Genomic DNA, 16165 nt, shown 5'->3' on the forward strand with positions numbered 1-16165 from the left:
AGAATATATTCAGATTCAGAAGGATACTTCATCTATCTGGTTAAAAATGGATTATAAAACCGAACTTCCAATTTTTGAAGAAGACGAGGAAGTGAATGCTATTGGCCAGGCCATTGAAAAATATGTGCCTGAACCTGAAGACGAGGAAGAAGACGAGTTATAATAAGTAATCCTCAACAAGGTTTGGTTAAACCAGCCTGTGTTGAGGATTTTAAATTTAGGCAAGGAGCTTTAATAATTCTTCTGCAACTTTTTCTGATGAGGCAGGGTTTTGTCCGGTAATCAATAAGCCATCAACTAAGGCATAGGGATTCCAATCAGCTATCTTGCTGTAATGTCCACCATTTTTTATCAACATATCCTCTACTAAGAAAGGCACTACGTTTGTTAATTGTACAGCTTCTTCTTCGGTATTGGTAAACCCGGTTACATTTTTGCCGTTCACCAGGTATTCACCATTTATCTTTACATCCTTAAGCACTCCCGGAGCATGACATACAAAAGCAACAGGCTTGTTGGCGTTATAGAATTCGGTAATGAGTTGTTGTGAAGTTGCGCTTTCTGCTAAATCCCAAAGTGGTCCGTGACCACCAGGATAAAAAACTGCATCATAATCATCCATCACTATATCGGCCAGTGGAATGGTATTTTTTAATTTGGCCAATAGAACAGCGTCTTTGTCCATTCTTTTCGTCGTTTCGGTTTGAAAAGAAGGATCTTCACTTTTAGGGTCAATTGGTGGTTGACCACCTTTTGGTGAGGCCAATACAATATCAATGCCTTTGTCGGCTAAGGCATAATATGGCGCTGCCAATTCTTCTGACCAAAAACCTGTTTTTAAACCTGTATTTCCTAATTCGTCGTGGCTTGTAAGCACGAATAAAACTTTCTTATTCATATTTTTTTGCTAAGTGTATCACAAAATTAGTGCTCTTGAATAGGGCAGCAAAGGACTTCAATCACAAATTTAATGTGCGCAAAATCACACTTTTGCGGAAAGCCTGCTTAAGGTTTCTCTAGAAATGCCCAGGTATGCTGCGATTATTGTTTTAGAAACCCGTTGCATCAATTGCGGATACTGTTGAGCGACTTGTTCAAAACGCTCTTTCGGGCTTGTGGTCAAAAGTGATAAAACCCTTTGCTGTAGCGCTACATAGCCTAAACTGTTTTTTATCCTGAAAAAATGCTCCATTTTATGGCTTTCGTTGCATAGCTGATCTAAACTATCTTTGCTGATAGAGAGTAGTTCGGAGTTTTCTAAGCAACTGATGTTCGTAATCGATTTAACATGCCCATAAAAAGCCCTAAAATCGGAAAGCCACCAGTTTTCCATTGCAAACTGAATAATATACGCTTTACCATTGGCATCTGTAAATGTAGCCTTTAGTAAACCTTTAACTACAAAATAAATGTGATTAACAAATTCGTCTTCCTGGATGAGGTACTGGTGTTTTTTAAGCGTTTTAGGTTTGAAATGTGCTGCTATATGCTCAAACTCCTGATCGGTAAGGGAAATGATTTCTTCGAGGTGTGTTTTTAATTCAAAACTCATGCTATAAATTTAACTAAATTAAGCATGAAACTCATTTTTTGCTTTTGGAATGAGGTAAGGAGAAAAAATAAGGCCCGATTTTTTATTGATCGGGCCTTCTGTCTTTTTAAATGGTTTACCTCGTGCAATTTGCTGTCCAGGTTTGCCCATCTTTCGAAACCAAAATTTTAAGGGTACTGGCATCAATACTGATACCGGTTAAACCCGATCCAATACTTACATAACTGTTGTCGCCCGTTTTTTCAAACTTTACTCCTGTAATATCAGGAATCCCGTTACCAAAGTAAAAATTATACGTTTCACCAATTTTGCTTACTGTTACTTTACCATCGGTACTGTTGATGGTAGTCTCACCACTACGATAGGAAACGGTTCCTTTGTAAGTACCCACAAAGAAGTCTCGATCTGCTGGATCGGTATCTTTTTTACACGATACCATTACGGTTAATGCTATTAAAAGCATGCTGAAAATTTGAACTGTCTTTTTCATCTCTTTCACTTTTTTAATTTTAAATAGGTAATAAATGTAACAGAGCTATGACAATGACTATGCCAAACGAGTCATTAATGCTCAAAAAATAGTGAGATACAGAATAAAAACAACATAAAAATGTATATTTAAAACGCTGTTTAATAGGTTTTTATAATTGCAATTGGTGGCGTTCTTCACTCCTGCTGCCCATAATAGATTTTTTACAGCTGCTTGCGCTCACAAATAAATAAAACTGTTCAGTTTAGAAGAACATCGCTTATTTATTGAAATTGATATAGACCGATATTTGAAGAAAAAAGAAATTTTTACCGCTCAAAGAAATCAAAGAGCAATATATTTCACGTTATTCTTTAGTATAATTTGAAGGTCCGTTAATGTCTACCGTTTTGCCTAAAAAGTGTGGTTTTCTACCAATTAAAATATCAATTGTAGATTTTACAACGGCAAAATATTCTCTAAAAGAAGCATATTTGTAACCCTGATACGTTCCTTGATCGGCAGCAAAGCCATATGATTTGACGCCCAATTTATTTCCAATATTGATACACCGGTTTAAATGATATTTTTGTGAAACCAGAATGGCCGTATCAACCTTGAAGATATATTTAGATCTATATAAGGTAGAGTAGCTATCAAATCCAGCATAATCAAGATAGATCTTATTGGTATCAACACCGTGCTGATAACAGTAAAGTTTCATCACCGTTAACTCGTCATGCTCATCGCTACCGTTGTCGCCAGATAACAGAATYTTATCAATTTTATGGTTTTTATAAAGTTCGATACCAGCATCGAGCCTATCTTTTAAGTATTTGCTAGGTTTATTATTGTTAATGCCTGCTCCGAAAATAATGGCCACTTTGGTTCCTGGTGTGTCTTTTTCTTTTGAAAAAATTACCGGATCAGTTTGAGATTTTACCAATAAATTTATGCCCAACACTACAATAATGCCCAATAAGGAGGCATAGATTAACAACTTTATGATTTTTTTAGTCTTCATGGATTAGACGGTAATAATTATTTATCTCTTAAAGATAGTTAAAGGCAAAACGGATTATCCCATGTATTTAAAAATTGATTTTCTGCAAATCTTTTTTACCCTGCCCAACCATCCCTATCTAAACTCCTATAATTGATGGATTCTGCTAAATGCTCGAGCTCTACATTTTCACTTCCGGCTAAATCGGCAATGGTTCGGGCCACTTTTAAAATCCTATCGTAAGCACGGGCTGATAAGCCTAGCCTTTCCATTGCGGTTTTTAATAAAGTAGTACCTGCTTCGCTGATCTGACACACTTTACGCACCATTTTCGGGCTCATTTGGGCGTTGCAGTGCAATTCTTCTTTATCAAGAAAACGTTTGTCCTGAACTTCCCGGGCTTTAATTACACGTTCCCTAATGTGGTTGCTTCGTTCTGTGTTGGCTGTGGAGGCTAATTCTGTAAAATTAACCGGCGTTACTTCTACATGAAGATCAATCCTGTCTAGAAGTGGTCCAGATATTTTACTCAGGTACTTTTGAACCACTCCTGGTGCGCAAACACAATCTTTCTCCGGATGGTTGTAAAAACCGCATGGGCAGGGATTCATTGAGGCCACCAGCATAAAGCTAGCCGGATACTCTACCGAAAATCTTGCCCTTGCTATGGCCACTTTACGGTCTTCTAAAGGTTGGCGCATTACCTCTAAAACGGTACGCTTAAATTCGGGTAGCTCATCTAAAAACAAAACGCCGTTATGGGCCAGCGATATTTCTCCGGGCTGTGGGTTTATTCCCCCGCCCACCAAAGCAACATCGCTAATGGTATGGTGTGGGGAGCGGTACGGACGGATGGTCATTAAAGCATCGGCAGCAGAAAGTTTTCCGGCAACGGAGTGGATTTTTGTGGTTTCTAAAGCTTCATTTAAATTTAATGGGGGTAAGATAGTTGGCAGACGTTTGGCTAACATGGTTTTGCCTGCCCCTGGCGGACCGATTAAAATAACATTGTGACCACCTGCTGCAGCAATTTCCAATGCTCTTTTAATATTCTCCTGGCCTTTAACATCGGCAAAATCGTGCTCGTAATTATTGATGTTTTTTAAGAATTCTTCTTTCGTATTGATTTTAACCTGTTCCAGTTTTTCACTCTTATTAAAGAAAGCGATTACCTGAGCCAGGTTTTCTACACCATAGGCAATTAAATCGTTTACAATGCCAGCCTCGCGAACATTTTGTTTCGGTAAGATGAAACCTTTAAAACCATCTTGTTGTGCTTGGATAGCGATTGGTAAGGCGCCTTTAATGGGTTGAATGGTCCCGTCTAAAGAGAGTTCGCCCATAATGAAATAGTCGTCCAATTCATCACAAGGAATCTGTCCAGATGCTGCTAAAATGCCGATGGCTATTGGGAGGTCATAGGATGAGCCTTCTTTTTTAATATCTGCAGGCGCTAAATTGACTACAATTTTCTGCTTCGGCATACGGAACCCCGAAATATTAATGGCGCTGGCCACACGTTGAAGACTTTCTTTTACCGCATTATCTGGCAGGCCTACCATATAGTATTTTGTACCTGCGCTAATATTCACTTCGATTGTTATGGTTAGTGCATTTACGCCATAAACAGCACTCCCGTATGTTTTTACAAGCATTGATTTTAATTAAAATAAATTCGGATGTAAATTATTCGGGATGAATATTGATTCTAATATACAGATTATTTAAAAAAGATCAAGTTTTAGTATCTATTAGCGAGTCGATTTCACCAACCGCTGTTAAATAAACCTGATTGGACGATCCCGACTTTATGTCGGGACAGGGAAAGCAGGGCTAAAACCCTCCTATGGAAAGCTGAACACTCATTTCCAAAACCTATAAAACAAAAATCCCGACCATTACTGATCGGGATTTATATTATTTTGAAAGATGCTGAAACAAGTTCAGCATGACGCTGTGGGTTGCGACCTGGATTTGTATTTTCACGAAGAATAAGGCCTTACGCCCTAAACCCTCTACTCTAAACCTTCTAAATTATCTGCCAAATGGCATTTTAGGCATACCTTTCATCATTGCTGCTGCGGCTGCCGGGTTAGAAAACTGCTTCATCATTTTACGCATATCTTCAAACTGCTTAATTAGTTTAGTAACTTCTTCTACCTTGCTGCCCGAACCTTTTGCAATACGTAAACGGCGGCTTTGCTGGATACTATCTGGGTTTTCTTTTTCAAACGGAGTCATTGAGTTGATAATCGCTTCAATTGATTTAAAGGCATCGTCCTGAATATCTACGTTCTTCATCATTTTGCCCACTCCAGGAATCATACCCATCAAATCTTTCATATTACCCATTTTCTTGATCTGCTGAATCTGGTTGTAGAAATCGTTGAAATCGAATTTATTCTTGCGGATTTTTTTCTGAAGTTCTGCTGCCTCTTTCTCATCGAACTGCATCTGTGCACGTTCAACAAGCGACACCACATCACCCATGCCCAAAATACGCGATGCCATACGGTCTGGATAGAAAACATCAAGTGCTTCCATTTTCTCGCCGGTACCGATAAATTTAATTGGCTTGTTTACTACCGATTTAATTGAAAGCGCTGCCCCACCGCGGGTATCGCCATCTAATTTAGTTAAAACAACGCCCGTAAAATCAAGTCTGTCATTAAATACTTTGGCTGTATTTACCGCATCCTGACCGGTCATCGAATCCACCACGAATAAAATCTCGTGCGGCTGAGTTTTAGCCTTAACTTCAGATATTTCGTTCATTAAAGATTCGTCGATCGCTAAACGACCAGCGGTATCTATAATGATTACGTTATTTCCATTTTCTTTACCGTGTGCAATACCTTCTAAAGCAATGCCAACAGGATCGTTTGAGGCACGGTTAGCGTAGACTGAAACACCAACCGAGGTTCCTAAAACCTCCAATTGATCTACAGCCGCCGGGCGGTACATATCGCCTGCAACCAATAAAGGTTTTTTACCCTTGCCTTTTAAATGCAAAGCCAGTTTACCAGCAAAGGTAGTTTTACCCGCACCGTTTAAACCAGCAATTAAGATAATGGTAGGATTTGCTTTAGTATCTAACTCTGTAACTTCGCCACCCATTAAAGCTGCAAGTTCATCGTTCATTATTTTGGTAAGCAATTGACCTGGAGAAACGGCTGTAAGCACGTTTTGCCCCAAAGCTTTTTGCCTCACATCATCGGTAAATGCTTTTGCTGTTTTATAGTTAACATCGGCATCTAATAATGCTTTACGAATTTCTTTCATGGTTTCTGCCACGTTGATTTCCGTAATACTGCCTTGTCCTTTTAGTACTTTAAATGCTCTGTCTAGCTTGTCCTGTAAATTATCAAACATCTTTTTTTAAGCTAAAAGCTTCATGCCGAAAGGCAAAAAGCTACTTGTTTTTAATAAAAGGCAAATGTATCAAATTTTGCTTGTAAATCTTAGCAACTCAAAGTCAAAACTTTAGGAAGATGAATATTAAATTTTTCTTTGGTGCAACATTTTGTTTAAGGCGTGGTCTTATACCTAACTAACCTAAACGAATGAAACGCTGCATCCTCCTTTTTTTTATATTTATTTGTGCTTTTTCCCAAGCCCAGGATATTTCGAAACAGCGCCAACTGGAAGCAAAAAGAACGCTGCAAAGCCCCAAAATAGACGGTATTTTAGATGATGAGTGTTGGAATAATGTTCCAATTGCTACTGATTTTATTCAGATCAGGCCAAACCCTGGAAAGATAGAAACTCACGATCGGCGCACTGAAATGAAGGTGCTTTACGATGACGTTGCGATTTATGTTTATGCCCGGATGTACGATCACCCTGACAGTGTTTCGCACGAGTTGGTTTCGAGAGATAATATTGGCAATGCCGATTTCATTTCAATTATTGTCGATCCCTTTTATGATAAGATGAATGGAAATGGCTTTTTCGTTACCGCTGCCGGTGTTCAGTTTGATGCCAAATACTCGCAGGTGGGTGATGAAGATGCAAGCTGGAACGCTGTGTGGGAAAGTGCTGTTAAAATTGATGATAAAGGCTGGACCTGCGAAATGAAGATCCCTTATTCGGCCTTGCGTTTCTCTAGTAGGGATGTCCAGAACTGGGGTTTGAATTTTAGCCGCAGGATGCAGCGGAAAAACCTTCAAACCTTTTGGAATTTTGTAGACCCTAAAGTAAACGGTTTTATCAATCAGGAGGGGCTGTGGACGGGAATAAAAGATGTTAAACCTCCGTTAAGATTATCTTTTTCGCCATATATTTCAGCTTATGTAAACCATTATCCGGTTAATTTGCCCGGGGTAAAAAACACAACCTCGCGGTTTAACGGGGGGATGGATGTTAAATACGGAATCAACAATAGTTTTACGCTGGACATGACTTTAGTGCCCGATTTTGGGCAAGTGCAATCCGATAACCGGATATTAAACCTCACACCTTTTGAGGTGAAATTTAATGAAAACCGACAGTTTTTTACCGAGGGAACAGAATTGTTTAACAAAGGTGACCTGTTTTATTCGAAGCGCATCGGTTCTATTCCATCCTATTATAATTACAGCGGGGTAGGCAGCAGTGATAAAATTGTAAAAGATCAAACTGAAGCCAAGGTATTAAACGCCACAAAAATTTCAGGACGGACAGCAAAAGGCCTGGGTATTGGGATATTTAATGCCATTACCAATAGCATGGAAACCGAGGTAGAGGATGCTCAGGGTAACCTTCGTATGGTAGAAACGCAACCGCTCACCAATTATAATATTCTGGTTTTCGATCAGTCGTTAAAAAACAACAGTTCGGCTACGTTTATCAATACAAATGTACTTAGGCAAGGCTCTGCTTACGATGCCAATGTGAGTGCGCTGCTTTTCAATTTAAACAATAAAGGCAATAAATATTTCGTAAATGGCGGGGGCAAAATGAGCTATTTACGGGGTGAAGAATCGAGCACGGGTTATAGCTACACCTTAAGGTTTGGAAAACAGAGCGGCAATTTTACCTGGAGCTACAATCAGGTATATGCAGATGATAAATTTGATCCATCAGATATGGGTTTCTTTACCAATAACAACTTTTTAGATCAGCGGATTGGTATTGGTTATAACGTATACAAGCCAAGTAAATGGTATAATCAATTTGAAAGCTGGCTTAATCTAAATTATTCTCGCAGGGCAATACCGAGTGCTTATCAAAAAATAGGTGCGAATGCAGGGTATTGGGTTCAATTTAAAAATCAATGGTMGGCAGAGTTTGATTTAAGTGTAGATAGAAAAGGGAACGACTTTTACGAAGCCCGAAATGGACAAATGTATCAGGCGCCAGGAAATTTTGGTGTTGCCTTGTATATAAATCCCAACCGCGCCAAGGCCTATAATTTTGGTGGAAATGTGCGCTATTTTGAACAGCATCTTTTCGGCGGCAAACAGTATAATTTTTACTTTTTCCAGAACCTGAGGTTAAATGATAAGATTGCTTTTGGTTTAGACCTGAACTTTAACCCAAACTACGATTATGTAAACTGGGTAACCGCACAAGGTGATAAAGCTATATTCTCTAAATACGACCGCAGAACGGTAGAAAACTCATTTGATGCTAAATATACCTTTACCAACTTAATGGGGCTAACCGTTGTACTAAGACATTATTGGAGTGATAGACGAAATAAAGAATTTTACCTGCTTCAGCCTGATGGCCATTTAACCGATTATCAAGGGCCAACGTTAACCGCGATGGATAGAAACTATAATGTGTTTAATATTGATTTGATTTATACCTGGCAATTTGCACCCGGTAGCACCCTTTCTGTTTCGTACAAGGATGCGGCCGAAACTTATGATACTTTTTATACGCAACGTTATAATAAAAACCTGAGCGGAATTTTAAATGCCCCTCAGAATAACAGCCTTTCTGTAAAGGTTTTATATTATGTTGATTATCTCGATTTGAAGAAAAAAAGGAAGAAGGGATAAGTTGGGTGTTCCTAGCCTTGGGTTTAAACCCAAGGCTAGGAAGTATACATATGAAGACTAAAGGTCCAAACCCCCAACTAAACTACCTTGCTTTACCAGGGCTTACACCGAATTTTTTACTAAAAGCACTACTGAAATGCTGTACCGAAGAATAGCCCAGTTCGTCGGAAATATTTTTGATATTTTTGCTGCTATCGGCCAGGAGTTCTTTGGCCCGCATCAATTTATAATCGCTTAAATAGCCAAAAACGGTGTTTTTGAAAATTTCTTTAAAGCCATGTTTCAGTTTAAATTCGTTTATGCCTGCAACCTTTGCCAATTCGGTTAAACATGGGGGATGGCTGGCATTGGCTAACAAATATTCGCGTGCATAATAAATGCGGTCTTTATCGTATGATTTAAGGGCTGGGCTTTCTGTTTTCTTAGCCGCCAATTCGAAAGCCTGAGCTTGCAATGCCAAAAGTTCGAGGCATTTAGATTGTAGGAACAAGAGCTTTAATCCACCAGTAAACTGGCAGTTCATAATATCATTTATACAACTGTGCATGGCTAAGCTGATGGGCAGGTTTTCTGATGAAAGCTCTACCGAACGGTTGTTCATAATTTTTTCGGCAAAGTTTTTTAGCAAAGTGCTGCTTTCGCCAGTTAAATCAACAAAACGTGATCTTTCGAAATTTACCTCGAAAAATTTATGCGGACCACCTACTGTAAATTCTGCCATCCCATCAAAATCAGGACTATAAATAATATTGTGCTGATTGGCTTTGATATCCAGGCGTTTGTTGGTGAGGTAATTTTCCATAATCCCGCCGCCTGTAATTGAAAAATGAAGCTCAACCATATCAGGCTCATCAAAAGATTTAATGCGCAGGCGGCTCTTTTTCACGAGCATATCGCCGTAAACAATGTAAATACCCGAAAAAGCGATCTCCACAATCTCTGCATCGCCAAACGGAAAGCTGTATTTATCCCTCCGCTCGGTTACCAGTGCCTGATTAAATTCGTTATTGTCGAACTTGTTACCAACAATATAGTATTTATCGTCACCATCATAAATGTTTAAAGCCATAAAATCCTTTTGATATAAACTTTAATCCTTTTGGTATAAAAAGATGCGTTTGTTAGACAACTACTTTTGTTCAAAGTTACTAAACAAAAGAATACGATGCCAAAATTACCATCATGGCTGGCCAACACAATGGAAAAAGTGATCAGCAATAAAATATATCAGGTAGAAGTTGTAGAAACTAAAATGTTAAGCAGCAACTTAAAGTGCGTTACCTTTAAAGGCGATTTTTTCGATGCCAAATTTATTCCTGGAATGGAAGTGCTGTTAAGGGTTAATGCCAATGAATATAGGCATTATACTTTATCTAGCTTTGATGAAGCGCACGAAACCTGCGAAGTTATTTTTTACTTAAACAGACAAGGACCGGGCCATAGCTTAGCTGTGAACATCCAAAAAGGAGACCATTTGAAACTTATTGTAGATCGCGCGAAGGTAAAATACAATGAAGAATCTAATCAGCATTTCTTTTTTGGCGACGAAACCAGCCTGGGCCTGTACGAATCGCTTGGAAAAAAAGTGATCGACGAAGATGTTGAATACTTTGGAGTTTTGGAGCTTCAGGAAGAAAACCTGAGTTCTGTTGATCACCTTAAGTTATTGATCGATACCGTGCCTTCTGATGTAAATGCCCCGGCAAAAAATGCCATTAACTGGATGGAAAATATGCATCCATTATGCTGGGAAATGTGGCAAAATGCTACTTTTTATTTAACTGGCAGGGCCAAATCGGTACAACAGTTTAAAAAATACCTAAAGCAAAGAGGCGTAAGCTTCAGGCAGATTATAACAATGCCGTATTGGGAAATAGGTAAGGTTGGTGGCGCCTAAACCTATCTGGGGAAGGTAAAGCCAAAACCCAGCGCTAAAGTTTGGTTCGCCTGTATTTTGTTTGTGCCTGTATCATCATCAAATAAAAGTACCCCAGTTAAACTGGTGTTCATAAAACGGTTAATTTTTGCTGTTAAAGCAATGTCTAACCTGTGGTCGATTTTACTTGCCTTAAAATCTTTATAAGGAATGAACATGGCATATCGCGCTTTTAGGTTTGTATTGGTGAAAATATCCTTATCGAAAGCACTCACGATCTGAAAAGCCAGTTCGTTTTTAAAGTTTTTCCCTTTTTCTACTGCGTAAACCTCATTTTTACCGTCGTATACCGCGGTATCGAGAACAAAAGTTTGTCTGGCTGTACCTGTACCGATCCGTGTAGAGAAATATTTAACAGGCTTGTACTCAAAACCGATTGATTCGGTTAAATAGCCTGGTGCCATAAATTTAGAAATCAAAACCTGTTGTTCATCTCCATTCCCATCCCTAAAGTATCTGAAGCCTTTATCAAACTGAGATTCAAAACTTATCGATCCGAAAAAGAACCAGCTTTTAGAGAGTTGGAAAGACGCTTTATTGTCCCAAAAAATACGGTCGTTGGTTTTCTTTTGCAGCTGATCTTTATTTTTGATTTTACCATATTGCAAAACAAGTTCACTGATATAGCTATAGCTGTTTTTATTATATTCTGCTTTCCAGTTTAGCAAGCCACCAACAGCCACAGAGTTGGTACCCCCACCTTTCCAGTTGTTACTAAACTGGGCCTGATTAACATTGATACCGATGTTGGTTCTTGTTTTCCAATAATTAATCTTGGCGTTTACCACCAAAGGCTTAATTTTTACCGGTTCAAAGTTTAATGGTCCTTGTCTGCTCGGCAAAGGACTACGCTTTAACTTTATATTCAGGTCTTTTGTATTGATCGGAATAGTATCAATTTCCTGTGCATATAATTTTGTAGAGCAGAAACTTAGAATCAGGATTATGGCAGCTAAACAGTTCTTCATTGCCTACAAAGAAAACGAAAAATTTTAGAGATAAAAAGCATTTAACAAAATGATTGTCAGATTGACAATTGAATTGAAGGTGAAAACTATTGTTTCAGATCTTTTTAAACCAGCCGTACCAATTACCCTTTTTTAGGTAATTTAAATCATTTTCATTTTCATAGGCTTCCTGCTCAAAAACGATGTTACGGTAGGCTAAATCATGGTTCCGGCATTTAATAAGATTAAGCAGGTAGTTAACCAGATATAAAATATAAAAAGGGAAAATAAGCAATTCTAATTGCTGGCGTAAATGGATTTTTTCGTGGTTAATAATGATTGGATCACTTTTAAACCGCGGCGATTTTAACAGGATAAATGGAAAGATTGCCATGCCCGCTGCCGGAAGTTTTTTAACGATGATAATTGGCGCTTTCACAGCTTATCGATGGTTATTTTAGGCAATGGAGGCAATTGCAGTGCTTTGGGGTTTAACCTGTAGCTTTTATAGGCATTTCTGATAAACTGGTTAAAAGAATAATCAGTAGCATCGAGCACAAACTGATAAGTTGGGCGGTATTGCTGCATAAAATCAATGAGCTCAGCATCTTTTATGCCTAATACCTGACTAACCAGACTGGCGCTGAAACGATAATCGATCAGGTCTTCACGATAGTCTTTTTCTAAAATTTTTTGAAGGTGGCGGGCATTTCTTCCTTGCTTGCTTAACAGATTATAGATCGCATCGATACCTAAACCAACACCGCCGTTACCTAAGTTTAATAAATCTTTACTACTTCCTTTCATGGTTTGGTAACGATATTCCTGAACATTTTTTTCGTATTGCTGCTGCGGACTTAATCTTTTTTGTTGAATAAGTACATCGCGCAGTCTTATGCCCAACGATCTGAGTTGAAAGTATGCGGCAGTTTGTCCCTTAAAAACAATAGTATCTACTCCATAGCCCGATAAAGCTGCAACTAAGGTGTCGCCAGGCAGCGCAAAGGTGCTAAACTCACCTTTGGTATTGTTGTATAAACCATCACCTGTACGGATGTTATAAATATAAACCTTGGCCAAACGCTGCTTTGTTTCTTTATCAATAACAATTCCCTGCACAGGTTTATTCTGTGCATGAAGCAACGTAGAGAAGCCGAAAGCAAGTATAAAGGGAAGAAAAAATTTCATTAAGCTACAAAACTACAAATATCTGGCAGGCTATGCTTGTACTTAACATTATTTAACCTTAAGTATCAGACCCAGTTTAATGGCGTCGGTACTCATTTCGTTCAGCATTTTTAACTGATCAACCGTTAAATTAAAACGTTTTGCAATATTGTAGAGTGTATCTCCTTTAACAACGGTATAAGTACCATCGGCAAGAATGGGTTTAGCTGCAGCAGGGGGAGGGGGTACTGGTGTAAATTTAGCCTTTTCCTGCGGAATATTCTGATTGATTTCTGAAAAGACACGATCCTCCCTGGCAATCTTTTGCTTTTCGCTTTCCGGTTGATCGTATTGGTAAAGCTGGTATTTTTCGATGGTATTGATCAATAAATCTGGATATTTTGGATTGGTGGCATATCCGGCTGTTTTTAATCCCTGCGCCCAACTTTTGTAATCGTTCTTATCCAACTGGAAAAGGAAGCTATAACGTTTGCGCTTTAAAAACTCAGAGTGATCCCTGAAAGATTCGCGCGCATCCTTATACACCCTAAAACAGTCGTTTTTTTGATCATCGTCCCGGAAGTAGTTTTTTCCCTTCCAGTCTAATGTACATTTAATACCAAAATGATTGTTGGCGTATTTAGCCAGGTCGCTATTTCCACTGCCCGATTCTAAAATTCCCTGCGCCAATGTAATACTTGCAGGGATGTAATGGCTGAATGAACGCATTGATGTTATGATTTGTTTAATCGGTTAATTGTTGGAATTGGTTAACTGTATGGCTTTATCGACTTTGGTTCATGACCCCGGACTCAAAACTTCAACTTCTGTCCTGGTTTTAAGTTCGCTTTTTTTATGCCGTTTTTTTGCATCAGGGCTTTAACGGTGGTGCCTTTCTTTTTTGCAATTATTCTTAGGTTGTCTCCAGATTTTACGGTATAAGTTTTGGCTGTTCTTCTGCTTTTGCTGCGGTGGTGAACTGGCGCTGCATAAACAGGCTCTTCATATCCTTCTGGCCTTTCATCATATTGGTAGAGTTCGTATTTTTTAATTAAGCCAATTACCTGGCTGGCCCAGCTTCTACTGCTGGCATAACCGCAACGGCGGATTCCGTAAGCCCAGCCTTTGTAATCGTATTGATCGTATTTTTCGAAAAGATTATTAAAAGGCTTGAGGGTTTCCATAATTTCTACAAAATGGCTGTAAGATTCATCCGCATTTAAATAATCGCGATAGGATGAACGGATTTCGGCATTGTTATTCGGGCCTTTTACTCCAAAATGATTATTAAGGTGTTGTGCGATTTTACTGTTTCCTGCAGCCGATTCGTGTATGGCAACAGCTAAAATAACGCTGGCTGGAATTTTATGATCGTGCATTAAACCCTGTGCATATTCTACGTGCTCTGCAATATATTCTTCCGTATCTTGCGCTCTTGCAACAATCCCTGTTAAAAGGAGCAGACAAAAAGTAAAGATTTTTTTAGTCATGGTTAACTGTACAAATTGTTTAATTGGTTAACTGTACGATTAACCGATTAAAACAATTAACCGATTAACCACTATATGTTAAGCTTTCTTCCTGATCACAAACAAACCATCGCGAACAGGTAATATCAGTTTCTCAACCCGTTCATCTGCAGCTATTTTATCATTAAAACTAGTAATATTTCTGGTGTCTTTATCCTGTTTCTCCTGCAGTACTTTTCCACTCCATAATACATTATCCACAATGATAACCCCGCCTGGACGAACGCGATCAAAAATCATATCGTAATAAGTGCCATTATTTTTCTTGTCGGCATCGATAAAAACAATGTCGAAAACTTCGTCTAAACCCGCTATTGTGGTGGTGGCATCGCCTAAGATATAGTTGATCTGATCATTAAATGCAGATTGCGCAAAGTTACGGCGCACCATATCTTCCAATTCCTCATTAATATCCAGCGTATACAACAGGCCATCTTTGGTTAAACCTTCAGCAAGGCATAAAGTAGCATAACCGGTAAAAGTGCCGATTTCTAAAATTCTTTTAGGGGAAATCATTTTGCTCAGCATGCTTAAAACCCGGCCCTGATAGTGGCCAGATAACATGCGGGGCATTAAAACTTTAAGATTGGTTTCGCGGTCTATCTGTTGAAGCAATTCGCTCTCAGGTTCGCAATAGGCAATTAGTAAATCCTGTAAATCGTCGTTTATTAGGCTCATTTGTTGGTTATAAACGGTTACTTTCCATAAAATATTGTAAAATGATGGTTGCGGCAATGGTATCAACCCGATCTTTATCTCTTCTGTCCATTTTTTTTAGGCCACTTTGCATAATGGCCTGATGGGCAAGTTTAGAGGTAAAGCGCTCATCAACCCAATGTCTTGGGATATCGGGGAATGATTTTTTTAGCAGTGTAGCAAAGCCCTTTACATGTTGTGCCGAATCAGACGGAGAGCCGTCCATCTGTTTAGGATCGCCCAATACAAAAGCCTCCACCTGCTCGGTGAGCATATACTTTTTAACATATTCGATCACATCTTTCGGATGCACCGTATCCAGTCCTGTCGCGATAATCTGCAAGGGATCGGTTACCGCGATACCGATGCGTTTTGTTCCGTAATCAAATGCGAGGATCCGTGCCATAAAAATAGTTAAGCGTTGGGTGTTTGACGTAAAGCGTTTAGCCCGTTTAAAAAAATAAAGCCAAAGGTAAGGTTTTTTAGGAAATGGGTTTTTTAGCAAAAAGGCTTCTTCAGAACCAATCAAAACCCTATTGCAGCGGCATCCCCAAATTAGTTCAATTTGGGATATAGCGGAAAGAGGGGCTGAACCGAACAAAAGCATTACCGGAACCAGCTTTTCTAAAAAATAAAATGTCGTTTTAATCTAAAAAATACAGATTCTGAAGCAAGTTCAGAATGACGAGGCTGTGAATCTCATATCTATTTCTTATTTTGCACCAAATGCAGTTTAAAGAAATCATCGGACAGGAAAGAGTGAAGCAACAATTGGTGCAAACGGTTAAGGAAAACCGCATTAGCCATGCGCAACTGTTTTTGTCGCCTGCTGGTTCTGGCGCTGTACCGCTGGCTATTGCCTACGCACAATACATTAAT

At 38.9% G+C, this 16165-nt stretch carries 16 protein-coding genes and 1 pseudogene; 3 read left to right on the forward strand and 14 right to left on the reverse strand.

Annotation, left to right across the window (positions count from 1 at the left end; translation table 11 throughout):
* Positions 1-217 precede the first annotated feature (217 nt).
* The 6 genes from AC1DND_RS03975 to ffh all read right to left on the reverse strand — a co-directional run bounded on the left by AC1DND_RS03975 (position 218) and on the right by ffh (position 6396).
* On the reverse strand, positions 218-898 hold the full coding sequence (locus tag AC1DND_RS03975) for a type 1 glutamine amidotransferase domain-containing protein (protein WP_477579301.1): 681 nt from the start codon (positions 896-898) through the stop codon (positions 218-220).
* Between the two features lie 84 nt (positions 899-982).
* Positions 983-1552 (reverse strand): Crp/Fnr family transcriptional regulator, encoded by a 570-nt coding sequence (locus AC1DND_RS03980; protein ID WP_477579302.1) that lies wholly within the window; start codon positions 1550-1552, stop codon positions 983-985.
* A gap of 115 nt (positions 1553-1667) precedes the next feature.
* The gene (locus AC1DND_RS03985) at positions 1668-2042 is read right to left on the reverse strand and encodes a hypothetical protein (RefSeq protein WP_477579304.1); all 375 of its coding nucleotides are present in this window, start codon (positions 2040-2042) and stop codon (positions 1668-1670) included.
* Positions 2043-2388: 346 nt separating this feature from the next.
* Positions 2389-3045: a SanA/YdcF family protein gene (locus AC1DND_RS03990; protein WP_477579306.1), complete on the reverse strand. Its 657-nt coding sequence runs from the start codon at positions 3043-3045 to the stop codon at positions 2389-2391.
* A 95-nt stretch (positions 3046-3140) separates the two neighbouring features.
* Complete coding sequence (locus AC1DND_RS03995) at positions 3141-4679, reverse strand: YifB family Mg chelatase-like AAA ATPase (RefSeq protein WP_477579308.1); 1539 nt, start codon at positions 4677-4679, stop codon at positions 3141-3143.
* A gap of 379 nt (positions 4680-5058) precedes the next feature.
* Positions 5059-6396, reverse strand: coding sequence for a signal recognition particle protein (ffh, locus tag AC1DND_RS04000; RefSeq protein WP_215165338.1), 1338 nt, complete (start codon positions 6394-6396; stop codon positions 5059-5061).
* A gap of 191 nt (positions 6397-6587) precedes the next feature.
* On the opposite strand from ffh, the gene AC1DND_RS04005 reads away from it, so the two are divergent.
* On the forward strand, positions 6588-9011 hold the full coding sequence (locus AC1DND_RS04005) for a DUF5916 domain-containing protein (protein WP_477579310.1): 2424 nt from the start codon (positions 6588-6590) through the stop codon (positions 9009-9011).
* A gap of 82 nt (positions 9012-9093) precedes the next feature.
* Here AC1DND_RS04005 and AC1DND_RS04010 read toward each other — a convergent pair whose 3' ends face one another.
* Positions 9094-10080, reverse strand: coding sequence for a helix-turn-helix transcriptional regulator (locus AC1DND_RS04010; RefSeq protein ID WP_477579312.1), 987 nt, complete (start codon positions 10078-10080; stop codon positions 9094-9096).
* 96 nt (positions 10081-10176) lie between these two features.
* Here AC1DND_RS04010 and AC1DND_RS04015 point away from each other — a divergent pair, with 96 nt between their 5' ends.
* A complete protein-coding gene (locus AC1DND_RS04015; RefSeq protein WP_477579314.1) occupies positions 10177-10908 on the forward strand; it encodes an SIP domain-containing protein in 732 nt (243 codons plus the stop codon).
* A 2-nt stretch (positions 10909-10910) separates the two neighbouring features.
* Here the strand turns inward: AC1DND_RS04015 and AC1DND_RS04020 are convergent, their stop codons facing one another.
* The 7 genes from AC1DND_RS04020 to ruvX form a co-directional block, all read right to left on the reverse strand.
* Positions 10911-11915: a DUF3078 domain-containing protein gene (locus tag AC1DND_RS04020; protein WP_477579316.1), complete on the reverse strand. Its 1005-nt coding sequence runs from the start codon at positions 11913-11915 to the stop codon at positions 10911-10913.
* A 94-nt stretch (positions 11916-12009) separates the two neighbouring features.
* The gene (locus AC1DND_RS04025; RefSeq protein WP_477579318.1) at positions 12010-12333 is read right to left on the reverse strand and encodes a hypothetical protein; all 324 of its coding nucleotides are present in this window, start codon (positions 12331-12333) and stop codon (positions 12010-12012) included.
* Entirely contained in the window at positions 12330-13082 is a 753-nt protein-coding gene (locus AC1DND_RS04030; RefSeq protein WP_477579320.1) for a hypothetical protein, read from the reverse strand. The genes AC1DND_RS04025 and AC1DND_RS04030 overlap by 4 nt, the downstream gene beginning before the upstream one ends.
* Positions 13083-13130: 48 nt before the next feature.
* Positions 13131-13790 carry a glucosaminidase domain-containing protein gene (locus tag AC1DND_RS04035; RefSeq protein WP_477579322.1) on the reverse strand — a complete coding sequence of 220 codons (660 nt, stop codon included), beginning with the start codon at positions 13788-13790 and terminating at the stop codon, positions 13131-13133.
* Positions 13791-13873: 83 nt separating this feature from the next.
* The gene (locus AC1DND_RS04040; protein ID WP_477579324.1) at positions 13874-14551 is read right to left on the reverse strand and encodes a glucosaminidase domain and LysM peptidoglycan-binding domain-containing protein; all 678 of its coding nucleotides are present in this window, start codon (positions 14549-14551) and stop codon (positions 13874-13876) included.
* Positions 14552-14629: 78 nt separating this feature from the next.
* Positions 14630-15268 (reverse strand): O-methyltransferase, encoded by a 639-nt coding sequence (locus AC1DND_RS04045; protein ID WP_215165355.1) that lies wholly within the window; start codon positions 15266-15268, stop codon positions 14630-14632.
* Between the two features lie 7 nt (positions 15269-15275).
* Positions 15276-15692, reverse strand: coding sequence for a Holliday junction resolvase RuvX (gene ruvX / locus AC1DND_RS04050; protein ID WP_025141594.1), 417 nt, complete (start codon positions 15690-15692; stop codon positions 15276-15278).
* A 320-nt stretch (positions 15693-16012) separates the two neighbouring features.
* Here ruvX and AC1DND_RS04055 point away from each other — a divergent pair.
* Positions 16013-16165, forward strand: a pseudogene (locus AC1DND_RS04055) (DNA polymerase III subunit); the annotation flags it as partial.

The organism is Pedobacter sp. 01N416 (genome assembly GCF_056399685.1).